Below are 19,757 nucleotides of genomic sequence, written 5' to 3'. Positions count from 1 at the left end.
AATTTCAAGCATTCATCAGTTCAAATATGTGCGTTTTAAAACTTTTGTATCAACGTTGTAAGTATAAACATCAGGCATCGTCATCTGTTTGAACTGTTCATAAGCAAATGTACCATCTGTCAACGTATGAAAGAGCACAGCGAGTGACGTACCATGACCACTGATCACAATGGTCTCACCTTTCTCTTGTGACAAAATGTCCTGAAAACTCGATACGATACGTTTCTGCACTTGTTTCAACGACTCCCCTCCAAGTAAGCGATAATCAAAATTCATCCATTGTTCAGCAGCGTATGTATCAAAATCATCCACCCATTCACCGATGACGCGTTCTCTTAAACCATCCTCTACTTGAATATTTATATTGTTCACACGTGCAAGTGGTACTACAGTTTCAAGCGTACGCGCATATGGACTCGCATAAATGGCATCGACATGTTTCCCCTCAAACCACTTCACAAGGTTTTCTGCCTCTCGTCGCCCTTTTTCTGATAATGGCGCCGTATCAGACTTCACCGTATGCTCCCTCGTCGCATGTCTTACAAAATAAATCGTTTTTACCATTTTGACCTCCCTTTAGAAAACCTTATCACTAATAACATTAATTTTTTTCATGGCACATTTGACTGCATCATAATATCCGGCGTTTTATGAATGAATGGTTATTTAAAATACTATTCGCTAATAAAAAACACAAAATTATCAACACAAGAATTAACATATCAAAAACATGACTGTTTAATACGAAAAAATTCAAAGTTAATAAATAGTTAATAATACAAATTTTAATCCACGCTAAATAAAACCCGAACTTATTTTAATATTACTTCGTTTACATTCGTCTTTTCAACTACTCTATCCATCTTCTCTTGCCATTATGATGATAATAGCGCGATCTAGATATACCTTTCAAAATCTTGTTTTTATTGTTGAACATAGATTCATGTGAAAAAATGAACAAAGAATATTCTATTACGAAATAGTTAGGCTAACTCCTCTTTTAATAAATAGTTAATTTTAAATTCCCAAAAAATATATTATGATGAAATTGCATTAAAAGTATATATAGAAAGAAAGTGGTTCTTATGGTAAAAAATAAATTATTAGCCGCAACACTATCTATAAGTTTAGTTCTTCCACTTATTACCCCATACAGTGAAGAAACCAAAGCTGCAAACACTATAGAAGAGATCGGCGAAGGAGCACAAATTATTAAAAGAACTGAGGATGTAAGCAGCAGAAAATGGGGCGTTACTCAAAACATTCAGTTTGACTTTGTTAAAGACCCTAAATACAACAAAGATGCATTAATTATTAAAATGCAAGGTTTTATCAAATCTAGAACAAGTTTTACTGATGTTAAAGGGAAAGGATATGAATCAACAAAAAGAATGCTTTGGCCTTTTCAATATAATATTGCTCTAAAAACAAATGATCCTAATGTCTCTTTAATTAATTATCTACCTAAAAATAAAATTGAATCAATAGATGTGAGCCAAACATTAGGTTACAATGTTGGCGGTAACTTCCAAAGTGCACCATTACTTGGGGGTAAAGGCGCATTTAATTATTCAAAGAAAATTAGCTATACTCAAAAGAATTATATTAGTGAAGTCGCACAACAAAATTCAAAAAATATCAGATGGGAAGTCAAAGCAAATTCATTTAATACAGAAAATGGACAAGTATCAGCATATGACAGACACTTATTTGTAAGAAGTCCTATCGGGCCAAATGCAAGAGACTTTTTTGTGCCAAATGATGAGTTACCTCCTTTAATTCAAAGTGGTTTTAATCCATCGTTTATTGCAACTGTATCTCATGAAAAAGATAAAGGCGATACAAGTGAATTCGAAATTGCTTATGGTAGAAATCTAGACATTACGTATGCAACTTTCTTCCCAAGAACTGGCATATTTGCTGAAAGACGTCATAATGCTTTAATGAATCGAAATCTTGTCACTAAATATGAAGTGAACTGGAAAACACACGAAATTAAAGTAAAGGGGCATAATTAATATGAAAATAAGCAAAGTTATCAAAGCTGCTACTGCAACATCCGTGGCATTGATGTTATTTTCTAATCCTGTCTATGCCGCTAATCAAATTACACCTGTATCTGAAAAAAAAGTAGACGATAAAATCACTTTATATAAGACTACCGCTACTGCAGATTCAGATAAGTTAAATATTTCTCAACTCTTAACTTTTAATTTTATTAAGGATAAGAGCTATGATAAGGATACCTTAGTACTTAAAGCTGCAGGTAATATTAACTCAGGTTATAAAAGCCCTAACCCTAACGACTATATCTATTCAAGTTTTTATTGGGGGGCTAAGTATAATGTGTCAATCAGTGCAGAATCAAAAGGTGCTGTTAACGTAGTTGATTATGCACCAAAAAATCAAAATGAAGAGTTTCAAGTTCAAAACACTCTAGGCTACTCTTTTGGAGGAGACATTAGTATCTCCAAAGGTTTGTCAGGCGGTTTGAACGGCTCAGAATCATTTTCAGAAACAATAAACTATAAACAGGAAAGTTATAGAACAACTATCGATAAACACACAGATAATAAAACTATTGGCTGGGGCGTTGAAGCACATAAAATCATGAATGCTGGTTGGGGCCCATATGGTCGAGATAGCTTCCATGACCTATATGGAAATGAATTGTTTTTAGGTGGTAGACAAAGTAAATTAAACGCTGGACAAAACTTCTTACCTACGAGTCAAATGCCACTTTTAGCAAGAGGTAACTTTAATCCTGAATTTTTAAGTGTATTATCACATAAACCAAATGGCGCTAAAACATCAAAAATTAAAGTCACGTATCAAAGAGAAATGGATGAGTATACAAATTATTGGAATGGCTTTCATTGGATGGGTACAAACTATAAAAATCAAAACAATGCCACATTTACATCATTTTATGAAATTGATTGGGATCAGCATACAGTAAAACTAATCAAAACACATTCTGATGAAAAAAACCCATCATAATTTAAAGTTGATATATCAATAATTCAAATATTTTCAAAGTGATATTTTGTAATACGCCCTAAAAAGGAGAATTCAATTCTACTTTTTGGGGTGTATTCTTATTATTATTCGGTGTCGTCACATGATTCCCAACAACATGGTTTTGTGTCGCTTTACTTTCTAATTGACGCTGCACTTCCTGATTCACCATCGAAACAAAGCTATCTACAGCTTCTTTTGTTGCTTCTGCTGTATCCTGAACAACCATATTCAATAAAGATTCAGGGGCTTGCATACCTGCATCATTAAACATCGCCATCGCCTCTTGACGCATCTTGTATGACTCAAGTTGTTGTTTATAGTCATCACGTTCTTTTTCAGCCTTTTCAAGCTCGTATTGATGCTTTTGTTCGGCATTCATCTTACGTAATTTATCAGCTTCTTTTTGCTTTTCATTCAATTCATCTTGAATCTGTTGACGCATCTCTTTCGTACGACGTGCCATTTCTTCATTCACACGCTCATTCACTAACTTCATTTGAGACTCAGACAGTTCTTCAACTTCTTGTGTCGGTTCAGTTTCAACATTCTCATCACTCACGGCTTCCTCAGTACCTGCATCATTAAAAAACTGTAAGCTTAACTTTAACCATTGTTCTTTCATATTTTGCACCTCTTTTAAATCTACTCTTGCAAGTTTTATGTCATTGCATGTTTTGGACTACACTTGCATCTTTTAACGCCATAAGCACGGTTTGGGCAATAAAAAAAGCCACTGCAATACAGTAGCTTAAAATTGGGTATAAAAAGAGCACCGAGATGAATGATTTACCACTTCATCCGGTGCTTAATCTAAAACTTCAATCGATTTAATTTGACTTTTATATATGTCGTATATTTGTATTCCGTCATCTAAATATATAGATTCTTCTCCCCTATTATTAGCTATTTCATCGTCATAATCATCAGCTTTACCAACAAATTGTTGACCATTCTTCAATTCTATCAATACATTTTTCCCCACATATGTCCATAGTTTCATTGTTTATCCTCCTTCAATCTTGGTACAATATGGGTTCCGGTTTTTGAGTAGTGCACCTTTCCCCATCTCGTTGCGATAAATTTACCATCAATGTATGCTTTACCGATAATTTTATCGAAGTTAATAATTTCTTTGTTATCCCAATTCCCATTAGTATCAGTTGTCAAATGACCTTTACTAGCTTTTTGTAGTACAAGTGAATTCAATTCACTATTGTCCAATATTGTATAACTCGGTATTGGAAGCCCTTTTTGTATATTTTTTTTCTTATAATCTTCATACAATTTATGACCTAGCTGATGCCTATTCTGTTTGTTAGGGTTTAATTCAACTTTTATTCTACCACTATCCAGGGCATCCGTCATTTCATCTTTAGCTGATTTTTGTAAAACTTTATCGTACTCAACGCTGTATTTCCCTTGTCTATCTTTGAAGAACTTGTCACGCCAGTTACCTACATAAGGTACTGTCGTACTTCGACAATGGGGGTGCATCGGCGGAGCATTGACACCAGGCACCATGTCTTTCACTTTAAACACTTTCTTATCATAATGACGACAGATTTTAGATGTCTTTTCATCACGTTTCGCCACAAACTCATATTCAGCATCTTTTCCTATCGTCTCTAAATAGTGCAATTTCTGCGCTTCCGTTTGCACACGTGCAGCTTCGGTAATCAATAACCTTTTCGTATTAGCGACTGTCTGCTTCTGTTTCTTGCGTATCTCTGGCACAAACTCATATGGATGACGTCCACGTAACATCACATGGCTTGCCATCCGCTCAACATCTTTTCTGAGTTCATCTTGATTGTTCCAAAGTCGCTCAGACCAATTCAGCTTGCCAAAGTTAGAATACACAATTGCTTCCACATCTGTCGTCTTCACATGCACATCAGCCCCTAAAATTCCCGCTTGATGTCGTAATGTACGTGTCACAGTCTCTTGTAGATGATGATTCACCACATTCTCTTGTTCTGCATAGCCTTTTGTGACAATCAAACCGAGCTCATGCTTTAACAACTGCTCACGGTTTACATACATCGCTGTATTGTAGCGTTTAAGCTCTTTATTCGCCTCATCACTAAAATCTTTATTCTCTACATAGGCCTTAGCTTGCATTTGGAACGCTTCAACATCAAACTTATCCGCGATTTGCTTTGCTTCTCGCCAATCAATCCCTTCAGCCGTCGCAAGTTTGGCATAATACGCTAATAAGTTTTTGTAGATGTCCGCAATCATCATCGCAACGATACGCTCAATTTCAGCTACTTTAGCTGCATCCTCAAGCGTCTCAGATTGTATCGCTTGTTGAGCACGCTCTAACCAGTAATCACTCAAGTTCGACATTTTTTGATTTAACCGATACCTTTATTTCAATGATTATTAGTTGTATCAATTGCAAGCGTTACATAAATTCTTTTAATGAACCAGTAACTTTAATACAAACCATTACTCATCCATCCGGTTACTCATATAAAAAATCACTTATTCCTTATTGTTGGACTAAGCGCTCTATTTTTTATTTATATTGTAGAAAGCTGTTTTCAATAGATGAATCTAATGTATTAGACAAAGTGAAATTGATATGTTAATTTATAAATATAAAAGGTAACACACATGAAGTGTATTGCCTTAATGAGACCGTTAAAAAGACGGTGGATTATTATTTGATTATTAAATAACCATCACATTCTCCAAAGCTAGTGATGGTTATTTTTTGATTTTTTATCGATTGAGACAACTAAATGTATGAGGGCTACAGTAAATGTACCAAACCCTAGCATAATCATTAGTGCATCTGCAATACTAATCATTAAAGGCTCTCCTTTCTAAAGATTTTGTTGATGCACTCATAGGCATCACCTCACTTTATACTAAGATAGCCACCATCTATCTAACTCTCTCACCACCCCATTTTATAGTGACAACAATATTTTGTCTATGTATATTAAATTTAAATCAAAATCTACATGATAAGCCATAAGCAATTATCATGCTGCCACATGATAACTTCTGGTATGAATACTGATTGTTTACGGTTATGTAAAAATAAAATAAGCGATTGATAATGCGCTCAGTAAGCCAATAACAAACTATTACTCAATTAGTAATTCCACTGTCTACCAATAAAAAAGCACCTAATCCATATTGTTCATTGGACTAAGTGCTTTATTTTTATGTATATTGTAGAAAAATGAGATGATTGATCAATTGTGGCTAAACGACTCAAATCTTGTGACTAAATTTGTGTTTTGGGCACCTTCAATCAGCCACATTGTGACCAAAAATTTTAAAAACTAAGTTAAGTATAATTAAATTTTGTTTTCTATGTATTTAATGAAGTAGTCTCAAATCCTTGATATGACAGTGTTTTGAGCTTATATGTAAAAAGAGAGCCGAAAAAGTAGTTTAAACTTTTTCGGCTCCTTACGGAGAGCAAGGGATTCGAACCCTCGAGACGCTTGTGGCGCCTACACACTTTCCAGGCGTGCTCCTTCGGCCAACTCGGACAACTCTCCACCTTATAAAATATAAAAAATCAGAAGCGATATTTCACTTCTGACTATATGACCCCTACGGGACTCGAACCCGTGTTACCGCCGTGAAAGGGCGGTGTCTTAACCGCTTGACCAAGGGGCCGTGGCTCCACAGGTAGGACTCGAACCTACGACCGATCGGTTAACAGCCGATAGCTCTACCACTGAGCTACTGTGGAATAACAATGGAGCGGGTGATGGGAATCGAACCCACAACATCAGCTTGGAAGGCTGAGGTTTTGCCATTAAACTACACCCGCATTAAAAATAAACGATATAGGCGGTTGATGGGAATCGAACCCACGAGTGTCGGAACCACAATCCGATGCGTTAACCACTTCGCCACAACCGCCGTGATTTAAGAAGTGGTTCAGGACGGAATCGAACCGCCGACACAAGGATTTTCAGTCCTTTGCTCTACCGACTGAGCTACTGAACCATTTTAATAATGGCGGTCCCGACGGGAATCGAACCCGCGATCTCCTGCGTGACAGGCAGGCGTGTTAAACCGCTCCACTACGGGACCACTTATAAAAATTGCGGGAGGCGGATTTGAACCACCGACCTTCGGGTTATGAGCCCGACGAGCTACCGAACTGCTCCATCCCGCGATAATAGTATTTGTAAATCACTTACTTAATTATCATAACAAACTATCAATCTAATGTCAACAATTTTTTAATTTTTTTAAAATAAAAATTTCAAATTTAAAAAATTGTGATGACTCCTACGGGACTCGAACCCGTGTTACCGCCGTGAAAGGGCGGTGTCTTAACCGCTTGACCAAGGAGCCAAACCATTAGAACTGTAAAGGACTTTTTAAGTATATATTTAACCATTAAAAACGTCAACATGTTACCATTAAAAATATGTGTAATTTAGATACTTTTTGGCAAAAACATACTTAAAGTGATGAATTAACTTCCCTTGCTTCATTATACAAGTTAAAGTCAGCACTCAAACAACAAAAAAAAGACTCTCAAGGCGAAAGGAGGACCTTGAGAGTAAATGGAATCTTAAACATGATTAGGAGAATACAAATATTATGTAGAATTGTATCCTACACCTACATTATATTTAGGCTCGCCTAAAAAAGCAAGCGAATTGATATACGTTTAAGAATTTGTCATATTTTAATCGAAATTCTTTAGTATTTTATTTCTCAAGAACAGAAATGTATCATAGCCATCTTTTTCAAGAAAATGGCCTCCCTCTTCTTGTAAATAAAATTTAGCATCAAGTGCCTTACACAGTTCAGCTGTTAACGTATATGGCACGATATCGTCTGTTTTAGAAGCAATCCCAAAACGTTTAATGATCTTATGTTTAAGCTGGTCGAAATCAATTTCTTGTTCAATAAAGGCATCCAAAGTTTCTATGCCTTCTAACTTATCTTTGAAACCTGAAACAATAGCTAATCCACCTACTTTCGACACATCTAAATCGTTTAAAAATTTCAAAGTTGTAATGACACCTAAACTATGTGCAACGAAAATGGTATCAGCATCAACTTCTGGAATTGTTTGTCGCATATATGTAAGCCATTCTTCGACATGAGGTTCATGCGAGTTGGGTAAGTTGAGTACTTCTACATCATGGCCTTCAATTTCAAGTGATTGCTTTAACCATGGAAACCAATGCTTTGATGCATCGGCTTGGTAACCATGCACAATATATAGCTTTGTCATGATACAAAACGCCTTCTTTCTATAGATTCAACACTATTATCATAACATAAATCAACATATCCATTTGAAAACATAAATTTTTAAAATCGTCAAATAATAGAGTGCTATCACAAAACTTTACAAATTAAGTTCGCATTTGAGTTAAATGACACAGAAAGACCTTTGAATGTTTTTATAAATAATTAAATCATGTGGTTAGTCACAATCAGCAAGAAAATGAAAAAAGCTGCAACATCTCGCAGCTTTTTTCTTATCATTTATCCAATTCGTGACAACAATTGTTTAACTGCTGTTTCTGCTTGTCGAATACAGTCTGGCAATCCAACCGCTTCAAACGGTGCACCTGTAATTTGTAAATGTTGATAATTGTCACAAATATGTTGTTGTATCGCTTTAATTCGAGCAATATGACCGACGTGATATTGAGGACTCGCATACGGCATTTTATTTACGATTGTAAAGTCAGGTTCGCCGTGAAATGTCATCATTTGTTGTAAGTCATTTTTAGCGATTGCTACCAGTTCTTCATCTGTCTTTTCATTAACGATGTTATCACCTTGTTTGCCGATATATGCACGAATGAGGACTTTGCCTTCTGGTGTCGTATGTGGCCATTTTTTGGTTGTCCACGTACACGCAGTAATATCCGTCGCACTCGTTCTCGCAACCACAAATCCTGTACCATCAGACGTATTTTCAATATTTGCTTCATCAAATGCAAAGACAATCGTAGCGACAGATGATGCTTCTAGTTTCGAAAAATAATCAAACATCGGATCAGTGCTAAACCACTCTCTAAACACTTGATGTGGCGTTGCGACAATGACACCATCATAAAATGAACGCGATTCGTCATTTAACTCAACGTAATACCCCTTTTGTGTGCCAATTAAATCATGCACGGGCGTTTCATAATGAAATGTCACATCATGCGCTTTAAGCCATTGTTCAAGTTTGTTCACAAAGTCATTCAAACCATGTCTGAATTGCTTAAATTGTCCTTGTGGGCCTTGTTGATTATGTTGTGCTTGTTGTTGACGCTCTTTTTTGACATGTTGCATCCCTTTAATGATACTACCGTGCTCTTCCTCTAATGCTTTGAAGTTCGGAAACGTACTCATTAAACTCAACACATCAATGTCTGTACCATAAATACCACTCAGTAACGGTTCAATTAAATTTTCAAGTACTTCGTCACCGAGACGTGTCCTAAAAAATTCACCTACCGACATGTCTTCATTTTCCATCTCAATCGGTTTAATCGTCAAATCTTTTAATGCGCGCAATTTCCCTTTCATTGAGATGAGTTTTGTTGACATAAATGGTTTAATGTCAGTCGGTACACCTAAAATTGCGCCGCCTGGAATCGGATATAATGTATCATTGGCAAAAATATACGATTGACCCGTTTCATTTGTCACGATATCATCATCTGTCATCCCTACTGCTTTAGCCACTTCAGTCATAATCGTTTTGCGACCTAAATAAGATTCGGGGCCAAGTTCAATCGTATAGCCATCATGGTGTACCGTTTTAATTTTGCCACCAGGTCGATCTGTTGCTTCATAAATCGTTACATTCACATGCGGATACTTTTGTTTAATAAAGTATGCACTTGATAAACCTGTAATACCCGCACCAATGATTGCTACATTTGTCATGTTTCTCACGCTTTCGGGAAAATTTTTGTAATTTCGCTCACAATTGCACCGATAAACAATGGATGTGTGTCAGGCATAGGTGGGCGATGATATGTTGCGCCGACTGCATCACAAACCACTTTACATTCGTAATCATTGTCGTATAACACTTCTAAATGTTCTGCAACAAAACCAACTGGTGTATAAATGAAATGTTGATACCCTTCTTGTTCGAATAAGTCACGTGTTAAATCTTGAACATCAGGCCCTAACCACGGTGTACCTGTGTTGCCCTCTGATTGCCAACCCACTGCAACATGTTCAATTGCTGACTGTTCTTGAATTAAACGCGCTGTGTCTTCTAATTCAAATGGATATGGATCATTACTTTCTTTAATCATTTTTTCAGGCAAGCTGTGTGCTGATACGACGAGGACAGTTTTTGCGTGTTCTTCTTGTGGAATATTTTCTAAAGTTTCATTCACACGCATCGTCCAGTAATCGATAAATTGTTGCTGTTGATAATAATGTTGAACATGATGCAACTGAATGCCAAACGTGTCGGCTTTGTCTTTAGCACGACGATTATATGAAGCTATTGAGAAATTAGAAAAATGCGGTGCTAAAACGACTGTTACTGCTTCTTTAATACCATCTTCATTCATTTGTGTCACAGCATCTTCAATAAATGGGTGAATATGTTTTAATCCGATATACAACTTGAATTCAACATCTTCATAAGTCTCATTTAGCGCCTTCTGAATTGCATCAGCTTGACGTTCAGTCGTTCCTGCTAACGGCGAAAGCCCCCCAATCGCCTCATAGCGTGAAATGAGATCATTCAACTCTTCTTCGGATGGCTTTCTACCGTGTCTAATATCGGTATAATATGGTTCGATGTCACTCTTTTGGTAAGGTGTCCCGTATGCCATCACTAATAATCCTATTTGTTTTTTCATCTTTTAATCCGTCCTTTATATACTCGATTCTTGCAACTTAACGTTTTGTATAGTCATGTACAAATTGAGCCACGTGTTTTAACGTTTCCGGTTTCACTTCAGGAAAGACCCCGTGACCTAAATTGAAAATGTGTCGTCCGTGAGCCACCCCTTGATCTAAAATCGGTTTCAAGCGTGCTTCAATCACTTCCCACGGTGCCAATAAAATGCTTGGGTCTAAATTGCCTTGTAATGCTTTTGAAACCCCTTTGGCACGTGCTTCATTAATCGATGTACGCCAATCTAGCCCTAAGACATCGATAGGTAAAGCATTCCATGACTCTATTAAATGGCTTGCCCCCACACCAAACATTATGACAGGGACGTTGTATGCTTTAATCCCTGTGATCAATTTTTCCATACATGGCTTAATATAGTAATCATAGTCCGGTTGATTCAAAGCCCCTACCCATGAATCAAACACTTGAATGAGCTGTGCACCTGCTTTCACTTGAGCACCAACGTATCGAATCGACATGTCTGTCAACACGTCCATTAATTTAAACCATGTCGCTTCATCACTATACATCAGTGCTTTCGTCTGATTATAGTTTTTAGATGGGCCACCTTCAATCATGTAACTGGCTAAAGTAAATGGTGCACCTGTAAAGCCAATCAATGGGACATTTAATTTTTCTTCAGTCAATAATTTGATTGTGTCTAAAACATAAGGGACATCGCGCTCTGGATCGATTTGACCTAATGCTTCCACATCAGACATTTGTCGAATCGGATTAGCAATGACGGGTCCAATGCCAGATTTAATATCAACATCTACACCGATTGATTTTAATGGTGTCATAATATCTTTATATAATACTGCTGCATCTGTGTCGTATTGTTCAACCGGTAATGCAGTGACATAAGCACATAATTCTGGTTGATGTGTAATGTCGAATAGTGAGTATTTTTCTTTTAATTTGCGATATTCTGGTTGTGAACGTCCTGCCTGCCTCATAAACCATACAGGGGTATGAGAGACTACTTCTCCTTTAATCGCACGCAAAATTGTATCGTTTTTTGTCGTACCCATATGTTCCTCCTTAAACAACGTCATTCTTCATTAATATATCATATCAAGCCCCTCTAACATCAGTATCTGGCTCAAATGTCATAAAAATTTAAAATGTACATTTAACTAAGTGATTTCAACCATGAAACTTTTTTATTTTGAAATAGTTTTCATATCTTAATCGATGCATATTTAGCGGGTATTTTATCAATCGTGCGACATGAATTAATCGTACAAAAATAGTCACTTAATTTAAGTGAGAATTAAGTATATTTTAGTGGTGATTTAAGCGAGAAAAACTTATAATGAATGAAAACAAGGAGGAGAACACCATGAAATTTTATATCACATATGGTACTTACGGATATTTAAATCAAATCCAACTCAACAACGAAAACCATGACTTATTTATTTTTTCTGGAAACGACCAATCTGTCATGATTGAGGAGACAGACGACGAGACTATTTTTCAACAACCTAAAAAATTTCGCGTCTTAACTCGCTTTGGTTCAATTTCAAGTGATGATTTTCATGCATTAATATCAATACCGACGACTGAAGATCATAAATATCAGTTGGAAAAGAAACTAGAGAGTTACCTTCCTCATTTAGACGAATATGATGGTTTCAATACTTACCGATTATTAAAACCTTTACAAAGCAATATTTATAAAGTATTTTTAGGATTTTCATCACGTAAAGCCTATGAAGATTACAAAAAATCTTCTGCATTCCGTGAACATTTTTCTAAAGAAGCTGTGCGACCACTTGCAGGATCATCAAGTGCACACGCTTCATACTTAGAACAATTCTTTTATCCAATTTCAGAAGAGGAATGAAAAAACAGGCTGGAAGTCGCCCCAGCCTGTTTCTTAATCTTTCAATAAACTTTCTTGATATTTCAATTTCTTGATTGTACTGCGGATAGTGAAATAACCGACGATAAAAAAGAAGATGATGAAATAAAACTGTGCCACATGGAGTAACACATAAACGATACTGAATAAGATTCCTATGATCAGTACGGTTTGTTGTAAAAACTTTCGATAGCCTTCTATCACATACAATTCTGACACTGGCCAAACTTGCGGCCATAAACTATACGCCTCTTGAGTATAAAATTGGGACATTTGTAACACGATAATATACATCGCCAAACTTCCAATGACCGCATTCACCCATGGATGATTTAACCAAATCATGATGAATGCACAAATCACCACTAAACGCAATGTCATGTTTAATGCGTCTTTACCACGTAAAAAGTTACGCTTAAATAAAAATGGATAGAGTTGTGTCGAGTCAAATGGTTTTGGTGTTTTTAACAAGAAATCAAGATAACGACGACGAACTGCTTGTTCTTGCATTCCTTTAACATCAGTAAACATGTTCACAAATTTGTAATAGTTAATGCGATGTTGATGCGCGTGTTTAATCATGGACTCCCATGGAAACAGCTGATTCACATTCAATCTGTTCAGCAATACACATAAAGCGATGATACCCACGACAGCAATGATAGCTGATAAGTGAGAAGTTTCCAACATGACATAGTAGCCACCAAGATTGAAAATGAAAAGCACGAGTTGAATAGACCAATTTTCAAGTCTGTAGCGGTACCATTCCCACTTTAAGCATAAACCTACTAACGGTAAAATGATGGCTAACACACTCGTCACAATGAATGCGGCCATACGTTCAGGATAAACTGTGTGTATGAGTGGATAAAACACGATCAGCATTAAAATTTGTAGTGGCAATCTTGATAAATAGCTAAATATAATACTATCACACATATACGCTTTCATTTGACGTTCGAATGGTAGTAAAAATAAACGGTCAGCATCTTCCAACAAAGTTTTTAATGGGAAGATGGATGTAATAGACAACACCATGGATACCCACAGCGCGTAATTGATGCCTTCAGGTACATTTTTTAACCATTGACTATAACCCAATATAAATGCACCTAATAATATGACGAGAAACACTGAAAAATGGCCGTTGAAAATAAATTTGTTGTAGTAATTTTTTTCCTTTCGCTCAGCATTTAAACGCTCTCGAAAAAGTTGTCTCGCCGTTTTCATGAGGATTGTGCTCCTTTAGTCACATGAATGTAAATTTCATCCAACGTCGCATGTGGCATTGCTGTTTGGTGACGTAACGCTTCCAAATTCCCCATCGCGACGATTTCACCTTGATCTAATATAATAAAACGATCACAATAGCGCTCAGCAGTCGCTAAAATATGTGTACTCATCAACACTGTGCGGCCTTCTTCTTTTTTAGACGCCATCAAATCAAGCATCGACTGTATGCCAATCGGATCAAGACCTAAAAATGGCTCGTCTATAATGTAAAAATCCGGTTCTACAATAAACGCGCAAATAATCATTACTTTTTGCTTCATCCCTTTTGAAAAGTGACTCGGAAAAATATGTAATTGGTCTTCTAAACGAAATGTCTTCAATAAAGGTAATGCGCGCGCCATCGCTGTATCATAGTCAATACTATACGCCATCGCTGTCATTTCAATGTGTTCTTTTAACGTCAGTGCATCATAAATGACAGGTGCTTCTGGAATATAGGATAAATGTTGTCGATAGGCATGTATATCCTCTTTAATATTAATGCCTGAAATCGACATGTCACCTTCAGTCGGCGTCAACAATCCTAAAATATGTTTAATTGTTGTACTTTTACCCGCACCATTTAAGCCGATTAAACCAACAATTTCTCCATCTGTGAGTTCAAAATTTATATTTTTAATGATAGGCTTTTTACCATAGCCGCCTGTTAAATTTTTAATTTGTACAGTCATTGATCTGCACCTCCATAATTGTTATTGTATCAAAAATACGGTTGCTATTGCTATTTAATAGACATTTGATAATATCGTTACATGAACAGTCACACGTGCTATAATAAAACTAAATGAAGAAATGAGGGAATCTATATGACTGAAACGATATTCTCAAAGATTATTGACGGCGACATTCCAAGTTTTAAAGTTTACGAAAATGATTATGTCTATGCATTTTTAGATATTTCTCAAGTTTCTAAAGGCCATACATTACTCATTCCTAAAACGCCGTCACCAAACATTTATGAAACAGATGCTGAAACGATGAAACATATCGGAGAAGCATTGCCGGTTGTGGCGAATGCAATTAAGAAGACATTTAACCCAGACGGCTTGAACATCATTCAAAACAATGGTGAATATGCATCACAATCTGTTTTCCATATTCATTTTCATTTAATTCCGCGTTATAAAAATGACATTGATGGTTTCGGTTATCATTGGGAAACAAATGAATCTCGAATTGATGATGCTCAAAAGGCAGAGATTGCTGCTCAAATTGCTTCAAACATCGAATAAGATTAAATTATACTGAAACCGCATATTTTATAAACAAATGGGTATATATAAAAGAAAATTGTCCGAGGAGGAAAATTATGAAAATCGTTCGAATGACATTAGGCGTTGTTGCTGGTGTGGCAACAGGTTTAGGTGTGGCTTTAGTTGCGAGAGATGGTCAAACACGTATCGCCAATCCAAAAGCGGCACGACCTAAGACAGAACTTGAACTTGAAGTCGATACGATGAAAAATAGTATCCATGATATTAAACGTTATATCGCTCAAATTAAAAATGAAAGCCAAAGTTTTGCTGGCTCAATTGGTGATGAAGTGAAAACAATGATTGGTGAGTTTAAAGCTGACATCAATCCAAATATTAAACAACTTCAATCACATATTGAAAATCTACAAAATCGTGGCGAAGAAATGACAAATTTTCCAACCAAAAAATAATTTTTTAGTGTTTGAAGGACCATTATTCGATATAATGACGTTAAAGCATGGTACAATACGGTATCATGCTTTTTTATAGTCTAAGAAAGGAGTCTAGCATTATGAATGACAGACAAGCACAAATTGAGGGAATGCTTTACACACATAAAATTGCCATGTTATCTAAAGTTCTATGGAAAAATGCCGAAAGTGATTGGCAGCGTTGGTTAAAAAAATCGGGTATCGCCATGAATGAACATCTGATTTTATTAACACTTTACGCTTTTGGTCGCGCAACTATTTCAGATATTTCTAAATACGGTGTGATGCACGTTTCAACTGCATACAATTTTGCCAAACGCCTAGAACAACAAGCATTGCTTAACATGGAAAAAGATCACAATGATAAGAGGAACACGTACATTACTTTAACGGATAAAGGTAAAGCTTTAGTAGATGAAATTTTCGAACAATATGATGAAACACAAAATAAAATCTACAATGCTTCAAAAGATTTCCAAACTGAAATGTTCCACCTTCCGAGCTTTAGTGATGTCCATTATCTCGTTGCTAAATTGCACGGTAAAGACTTTATTAATGACGTGAATTTATGTCAAAGTCATATTCGAGAAAATTTGCTTGACGAACAGTAATTTGAGGTAGATAATACGTTATATTACTGATAGCAAAGGAGCTTGTAAATGTTAAACTGTTTGCGTTCAATTGATGTACATTCAAGATTTGGTTTACCTCGTATTGCTTTTATAAGTTTTGTAACGGTTGTTATCACATTTTTTGTTAGTTTTGAAATGTTTCATTATTATTCTGATGTACCATTCACAGATCAAAACTTTCTATTGTTTATTGTCTTAATGTTATTTTTATATCCCGTTCACAAACTTATTCATATTCTGACGGTACTACCTTACTTGAAATATTTAAAAGCTCACAAGTTAATACGTCAATCTTGGCTACCACTATACAATATTTATCTTGACCGTCCCATACGCAAGTCTTATTTTTGTATATGTCTCATCATGCCACTGATTGTGATTACCATCATTTGTATCCTTGTAGCACGCGCAAACCCTGAGTATGGTCATTACTTTATGTTTTTATTAGCTTTGAATGCTGGTTATTCTGTAATGGACATACTCTACTTAAAAGTAATCCTTTCAGTTCGTCAAGGGCATTACGTCGAAGAACATCAAAACGGTTTCCTATTGTTAGTACACAATGAACATTCAAAGCATATTAATATGAGCTGATACATTTTCACTTTTGAAATGTATCAGTCTTTTTTTATGTTGCGTCAATGAATATGTCCCCCCCTAATTTGCTGTATACTGTCATATCAAAATTTGGCTAAAAAGATTAAAAAATGACGCATAAACCGATATTGATCATCATGTTACCTCTTACATTTCTTTTTACTTCATCTACAGTATTTTTTACAATTTAGCGATTCTCTGCATTGCCTTAATAGGTTATGGTATTGTTAGAAAGATGAATACTAACCCGGGGTTAATAGCAGTCGTAAGTAGATAATGCACTTAAGAATGCATTAGGGACATCATTTAGTGCTTACAACTTTATCGGTTTGACTACCTCCATTCTCGCATCTTATATCACGGGATATTTAACAGATGTGACTGGTTCCAAGGCAATCAGTTTCTATCTTGCAGCATTTTTACTACTTGCAAGCTTTTCAGTATCATTATTATTGACAGAACAACGCAAATCAACACATGCACAATCCTCATAATTTGAGAAAAGGTGTGGATCCTACACTATCATTAGCATGTAATAACATAATTATTCATTAAAAATGTTATAAATGTGGACACATGCTCAGCTTTTAGTCGTATTTATACCCTTCTTCGTTGGTTACTGCAAGACATTATGGTAATATTTATGTGTGTTAATTACATATAAAGGAGCTCAAAAGATGAAGAAAGGCATACAAAGATTATTTATTCCTATAACAGCAAGTGCAGTATTACTCGGAGCATGTGGAAATGATGCCCCAACTTCAAAAGATCAAACTTTAATTTCTTCTAAAGCAGGAGACGTAAAAGTTGAAGACGTTTTAAAAGAAATTGGCAATGAACAAATCGCTAGCCAATCATTTAAAGTATTATTGAATAAAATTTTAGAGAAAAAATATGGCGATAAGGTCGATCAAAAACAAATCGATAAAGAAACTGACGAAGAAATTGAAAAATATGGTGGTAAAAAACAATTTGAAAGTTTATTGAAACAACAAGGCATGACCATTGACGACTATAAAGAACAACGTAAATTGGTGAGTTACCAAAAAGAGTTATTAAATGAAAAAGTTAAAGTTTCAGATAAAGAGATTAAAGAAAGTACGAAAAAAGCCTCTCATATTTTAATTAAAGTGAAACAAGATAAAGACGATAAAGAAGGCTTATCTGACAAAGATGCTAAGAAGAAAATTGATGAAATTAAAGAGAAACTCGATAAAAATCCTAAAGACTTCGACAAAATCGCAAAAGAAGAGTCAATGGATTCAACAAAAGATAAAAATGGTAGCTTAGGTTATGTCATTAAAGGACAAATGGTTAAACCGTTTGAAGAAGCACTGTTCAAATTGAAAGAAGGCCAAATCTCAGATGTCGTTAAAACGGAATATGGTTACCATATCATTCGTGCAGATAAAGAAGATGATTTTGATAAAGAGAAATCTAAACTAAAAGAAAAAATTATTCAAAACAAATTACAAGAAGACCCTAAAATCTTAACAGATGCTTATAAAGATTTACTTGACGAATATAACGTTGATTATAAAGATCGTGATGTGAAGAAAGCCATCGAGGATAATATTTTAAATCCAGATGCGTTGAAAAAACAATCATCACAAGACGGTCAACTAGGCATGTAATTGCGAGAAACAAATGTCAAAAAAGGAAAGGTGCGGGACAACTCTTTCAGTTCCCGCACCTTTTTGATGCCCTTTACACTTACTTGCGTTACTTTCACCCGAAAATCGCTTTATCACATGATTTTACTTTGGAAAAACAACGAATCAAACGAGAATCGAGTGCAATGTTATTGAAACACCATACATAAATGTTTCAAAACATTCATTGATTAATCCAACTTTTCAGGCTTATAAAATTGACGTCCTTCTAAACCGAAAATGCGCTCTGTAAATTGACCTTTATCAATCTTCTTAAACGCTTTTTCAAACATATTCATACGTGCATCAATGTTATCAATAAAGTTTAAAATTTCCGCTTCTTTCACATAAGGTAATTTCGGTGAGCCATATTCCAATTTACCATGATGTGACAAAATGAGATGACGGAGTAACAAAATCTCTTCCCCATCTACATTCAACTCACGCGCTGCATCTGCCACTTCATCACTCGCGATTGAAATATGACCGAGTAAATTCCCTTCCAATGTGTATGATGTCGCAATCGGACCAGACAGTTCTCTCACCTTACCCATGTCATGTAAAATAATACCGCTGTACAATAAACTTTTGTTCAATTCTGGATAAATGATACATAATTGACGAGCAATTTCTAACATTGTCAATACGTGATAACTTAAACCACTGACAAAGTTGTGGTGATGTGTACTTGCGGCTGGATACACGAAATAACTCTCTTCATGTTTATTCAATAAATAACGCGTTACACGTTGTAGCGGTGCATTGTCAATTTCGAAAATGTAATCTTGCATCGCATCCTTGATTTCTTCAGGAGACATCGGTGCCCCATCGATAAAATCTTGTGTACGTAACCCGTCTTCTTCAGTCGCAACTCGAAATTGATTCACTTTCATTTGTTTGCGACCACGGTAATTGATCATATCGCCTTTAATGTGCACAATACGTTCAGGCTTCAATTGGTTCATACCTTCTTTTGTAATGGTCCAAACTTTCGCTTCTACTTCTCCACTTTTATCTTGTAAGTGAAGCGTCATATAATCTTTACCTTGCGCAGTTACGCCTTGAGTCGCACGATGGATGAGAAAAAAGTGATCCACCGTGTCTCCAGGTTGTAGCTTTTCAATATTTCTCATTTTTAACG

Annotated in this window: 21 protein-coding genes and 9 tRNA genes; 9 read left to right on the top strand and 21 right to left on the bottom strand. The window is 35.8% G+C overall.

Annotated elements, in window-relative coordinates; genetic code table 11:
* Positions 1–15: 15 nt before the first annotated feature.
* On the bottom strand, positions 16–564 hold the full coding sequence (locus P3U61_RS04815; RefSeq protein WP_065354152.1) for a histidine phosphatase family protein: 549 nt from the start codon (positions 562–564) through the stop codon (positions 16–18).
* A gap of 521 nt (positions 565–1,085) precedes the next feature.
* On the opposite strand from P3U61_RS04815, the gene P3U61_RS04810 reads away from it, so the two are divergent.
* Both P3U61_RS04810 and P3U61_RS04805 read left to right on the top strand, forming a co-directional pair.
* Positions 1,086–2,018 carry a leukocidin/hemolysin toxin family protein gene (locus P3U61_RS04810; protein WP_110179310.1) on the top strand — a complete coding sequence of 311 codons (933 nt, stop codon included), beginning with the start codon at positions 1,086–1,088 and terminating at the stop codon, positions 2,016–2,018.
* Between the two features lies 1 nt (position 2,019).
* Positions 2,020–3,000, top strand: a complete 981-nt coding sequence (locus tag P3U61_RS04805; RefSeq protein WP_014613567.1) for a leukocidin/hemolysin toxin family protein — start codon at positions 2,020–2,022, stop codon at positions 2,998–3,000.
* Between the two features lie 58 nt (positions 3,001–3,058).
* Here P3U61_RS04805 and P3U61_RS04800 read toward each other — a convergent pair whose 3' ends face one another.
* The 17 genes from P3U61_RS04800 to hemE form a co-directional block, all read right to left on the bottom strand.
* Positions 3,059–3,643 (bottom strand): DUF4355 domain-containing protein, encoded by a 585-nt coding sequence (locus P3U61_RS04800; RefSeq protein ID WP_199569198.1) that lies wholly within the window; start codon positions 3,641–3,643, stop codon positions 3,059–3,061.
* A gap of 183 nt (positions 3,644–3,826) precedes the next feature.
* A complete protein-coding gene (locus P3U61_RS04795) occupies positions 3,827–4,021 on the bottom strand; it encodes a hypothetical protein (RefSeq protein WP_063284424.1) in 195 nt (64 codons plus the stop codon).
* Positions 4,018–5,370 (bottom strand): polymorphic toxin type 50 domain-containing protein, encoded by a 1,353-nt coding sequence (locus tag P3U61_RS04790; RefSeq protein WP_199597024.1) that lies wholly within the window; start codon positions 5,368–5,370, stop codon positions 4,018–4,020. The genes P3U61_RS04795 and P3U61_RS04790 overlap by 4 nt, the downstream gene beginning before the upstream one ends.
* A 353-nt stretch (positions 5,371–5,723) precedes the next feature.
* Entirely contained in the window at positions 5,724–5,837 is a 114-nt protein-coding gene (locus P3U61_RS04785; RefSeq protein ID WP_014613562.1) for a putative holin-like toxin, read from the bottom strand.
* Between the two features lie 616 nt (positions 5,838–6,453).
* A tRNA-Ser gene (locus tag P3U61_RS04780) sits at positions 6,454–6,542 on the bottom strand.
* 49 nt (positions 6,543–6,591) lie between these two features.
* Positions 6,592–6,663 (bottom strand) — tRNA-Glu (locus P3U61_RS04775).
* A gap of 1 nt (position 6,664) precedes the next feature.
* Positions 6,665–6,739, bottom strand: a tRNA-Asn gene (locus P3U61_RS04770).
* Positions 6,740–6,746: 7 nt separating this feature from the next.
* A tRNA-Gly gene (locus tag P3U61_RS04765) sits at positions 6,747–6,820 on the bottom strand.
* Between the two features lie 19 nt (positions 6,821–6,839).
* Positions 6,840–6,912: transfer RNA gene (locus tag P3U61_RS04760), tRNA-His, on the bottom strand.
* Between the two features lie 14 nt (positions 6,913–6,926).
* A tRNA-Phe gene (locus tag P3U61_RS04755) sits at positions 6,927–6,999 on the bottom strand.
* Between the two features lie 10 nt (positions 7,000–7,009).
* Positions 7,010–7,086 (bottom strand) — tRNA-Asp (locus tag P3U61_RS04750).
* Between the two features lie 11 nt (positions 7,087–7,097).
* Positions 7,098–7,171: transfer RNA gene (locus tag P3U61_RS04745), tRNA-Met, on the bottom strand.
* Between the two features lie 110 nt (positions 7,172–7,281).
* Positions 7,282–7,353 (bottom strand) — tRNA-Glu (locus P3U61_RS04740).
* 340 nt (positions 7,354–7,693) lie between these two features.
* Positions 7,694–8,248 carry an RBBP9/YdeN family alpha/beta hydrolase gene (locus P3U61_RS04735; RefSeq protein WP_015729355.1) on the bottom strand — a complete coding sequence of 185 codons (555 nt, stop codon included), beginning with the start codon at positions 8,246–8,248 and terminating at the stop codon, positions 7,694–7,696.
* A 257-nt stretch (positions 8,249–8,505) separates the two neighbouring features.
* Complete coding sequence (gene hemY, locus P3U61_RS04730; RefSeq protein WP_014613560.1) at positions 8,506–9,909, bottom strand: protoporphyrinogen oxidase; 1,404 nt, start codon at positions 9,907–9,909, stop codon at positions 8,506–8,508.
* A 5-nt stretch (positions 9,910–9,914) separates the two neighbouring features.
* Positions 9,915–10,847, bottom strand: a complete 933-nt coding sequence (gene hemH, locus P3U61_RS04725) for a ferrochelatase (protein ID WP_014613559.1) — start codon at positions 10,845–10,847, stop codon at positions 9,915–9,917.
* A gap of 37 nt (positions 10,848–10,884) precedes the next feature.
* Complete coding sequence (hemE, locus tag P3U61_RS04720; protein WP_014613558.1) at positions 10,885–11,919, bottom strand: uroporphyrinogen decarboxylase; 1,035 nt, start codon at positions 11,917–11,919, stop codon at positions 10,885–10,887.
* A 311-nt stretch (positions 11,920–12,230) separates the two neighbouring features.
* Between hemE and P3U61_RS04715 the strand changes: the two genes are divergently transcribed.
* Positions 12,231–12,737, top strand: a complete 507-nt coding sequence (locus P3U61_RS04715) for an antibiotic biosynthesis monooxygenase (RefSeq protein WP_015729357.1) — start codon at positions 12,231–12,233, stop codon at positions 12,735–12,737.
* Between the two features lie 33 nt (positions 12,738–12,770).
* On the opposite strand, the gene ecsB is transcribed toward P3U61_RS04715, so the two are convergent.
* Together ecsB and ecsA are read right to left on the bottom strand one after the other, a co-directional pair.
* The gene (ecsB, locus tag P3U61_RS04710) at positions 12,771–13,985 is read right to left on the bottom strand and encodes an ABC transporter permease EcsB (protein ID WP_099986734.1); all 1,215 of its coding nucleotides are present in this window, start codon (positions 13,983–13,985) and stop codon (positions 12,771–12,773) included.
* Positions 13,982–14,719: an ABC transporter ATP-binding protein EcsA gene (gene ecsA, locus P3U61_RS04705; protein ID WP_014613554.1), complete on the bottom strand. Its 738-nt coding sequence runs from the start codon at positions 14,717–14,719 to the stop codon at positions 13,982–13,984. The genes ecsB and ecsA overlap by 4 nt, the downstream gene beginning before the upstream one ends.
* A gap of 135 nt (positions 14,720–14,854) precedes the next feature.
* Between ecsA and P3U61_RS04700 the strand changes: the two genes are divergently transcribed.
* From P3U61_RS04700 to P3U61_RS04675, 6 genes are all read left to right on the top strand, one after another.
* A complete protein-coding gene (locus P3U61_RS04700) occupies positions 14,855–15,280 on the top strand; it encodes an HIT family protein (RefSeq protein ID WP_063279146.1) in 426 nt (141 codons plus the stop codon).
* A gap of 77 nt (positions 15,281–15,357) precedes the next feature.
* Positions 15,358–15,714, top strand: a complete 357-nt coding sequence (locus P3U61_RS04695) for a YtxH domain-containing protein (protein WP_014613552.1) — start codon at positions 15,358–15,360, stop codon at positions 15,712–15,714.
* Positions 15,715–15,815: 101 nt separating this feature from the next.
* On the top strand, positions 15,816–16,346 hold the full coding sequence (locus P3U61_RS04690; RefSeq protein WP_014613551.1) for an HTH-type transcriptional regulator Hpr: 531 nt from the start codon (positions 15,816–15,818) through the stop codon (positions 16,344–16,346).
* A gap of 48 nt (positions 16,347–16,394) precedes the next feature.
* The gene (locus P3U61_RS04685; RefSeq protein ID WP_015729361.1) at positions 16,395–16,961 is read left to right on the top strand and encodes a DUF3267 domain-containing protein; all 567 of its coding nucleotides are present in this window, start codon (positions 16,395–16,397) and stop codon (positions 16,959–16,961) included.
* Between the two features lie 332 nt (positions 16,962–17,293).
* Entirely contained in the window at positions 17,294–17,458 is a 165-nt protein-coding gene (locus tag P3U61_RS04680) for a hypothetical protein (RefSeq protein ID WP_228064273.1), read from the top strand.
* Between the two features lie 183 nt (positions 17,459–17,641).
* The gene (locus tag P3U61_RS04675) at positions 17,642–18,598 is read left to right on the top strand and encodes a peptidylprolyl isomerase (protein WP_014613548.1); all 957 of its coding nucleotides are present in this window, start codon (positions 17,642–17,644) and stop codon (positions 18,596–18,598) included.
* A 209-nt stretch (positions 18,599–18,807) separates the two neighbouring features.
* On the opposite strand, the gene yhaM is transcribed toward P3U61_RS04675, so the two are convergent.
* The gene (gene yhaM / locus P3U61_RS04670) at positions 18,808–19,749 is read right to left on the bottom strand and encodes a 3'-5' exoribonuclease YhaM (RefSeq protein WP_014613547.1); all 942 of its coding nucleotides are present in this window, start codon (positions 19,747–19,749) and stop codon (positions 18,808–18,810) included.
* Positions 19,750–19,757: the final 8 nt, after the last annotated feature.

Origin of the sequence: Staphylococcus pseudintermedius (assembly GCF_034042775.1) — a bacterium.
Taxonomy (GTDB): domain Bacteria; phylum Bacillota; class Bacilli; order Staphylococcales; family Staphylococcaceae; genus Staphylococcus; species Staphylococcus pseudintermedius.
Note: the sequence above shows the minus strand (reverse complement) of the source record. Positions and strands in the feature narration are given on the sequence as shown.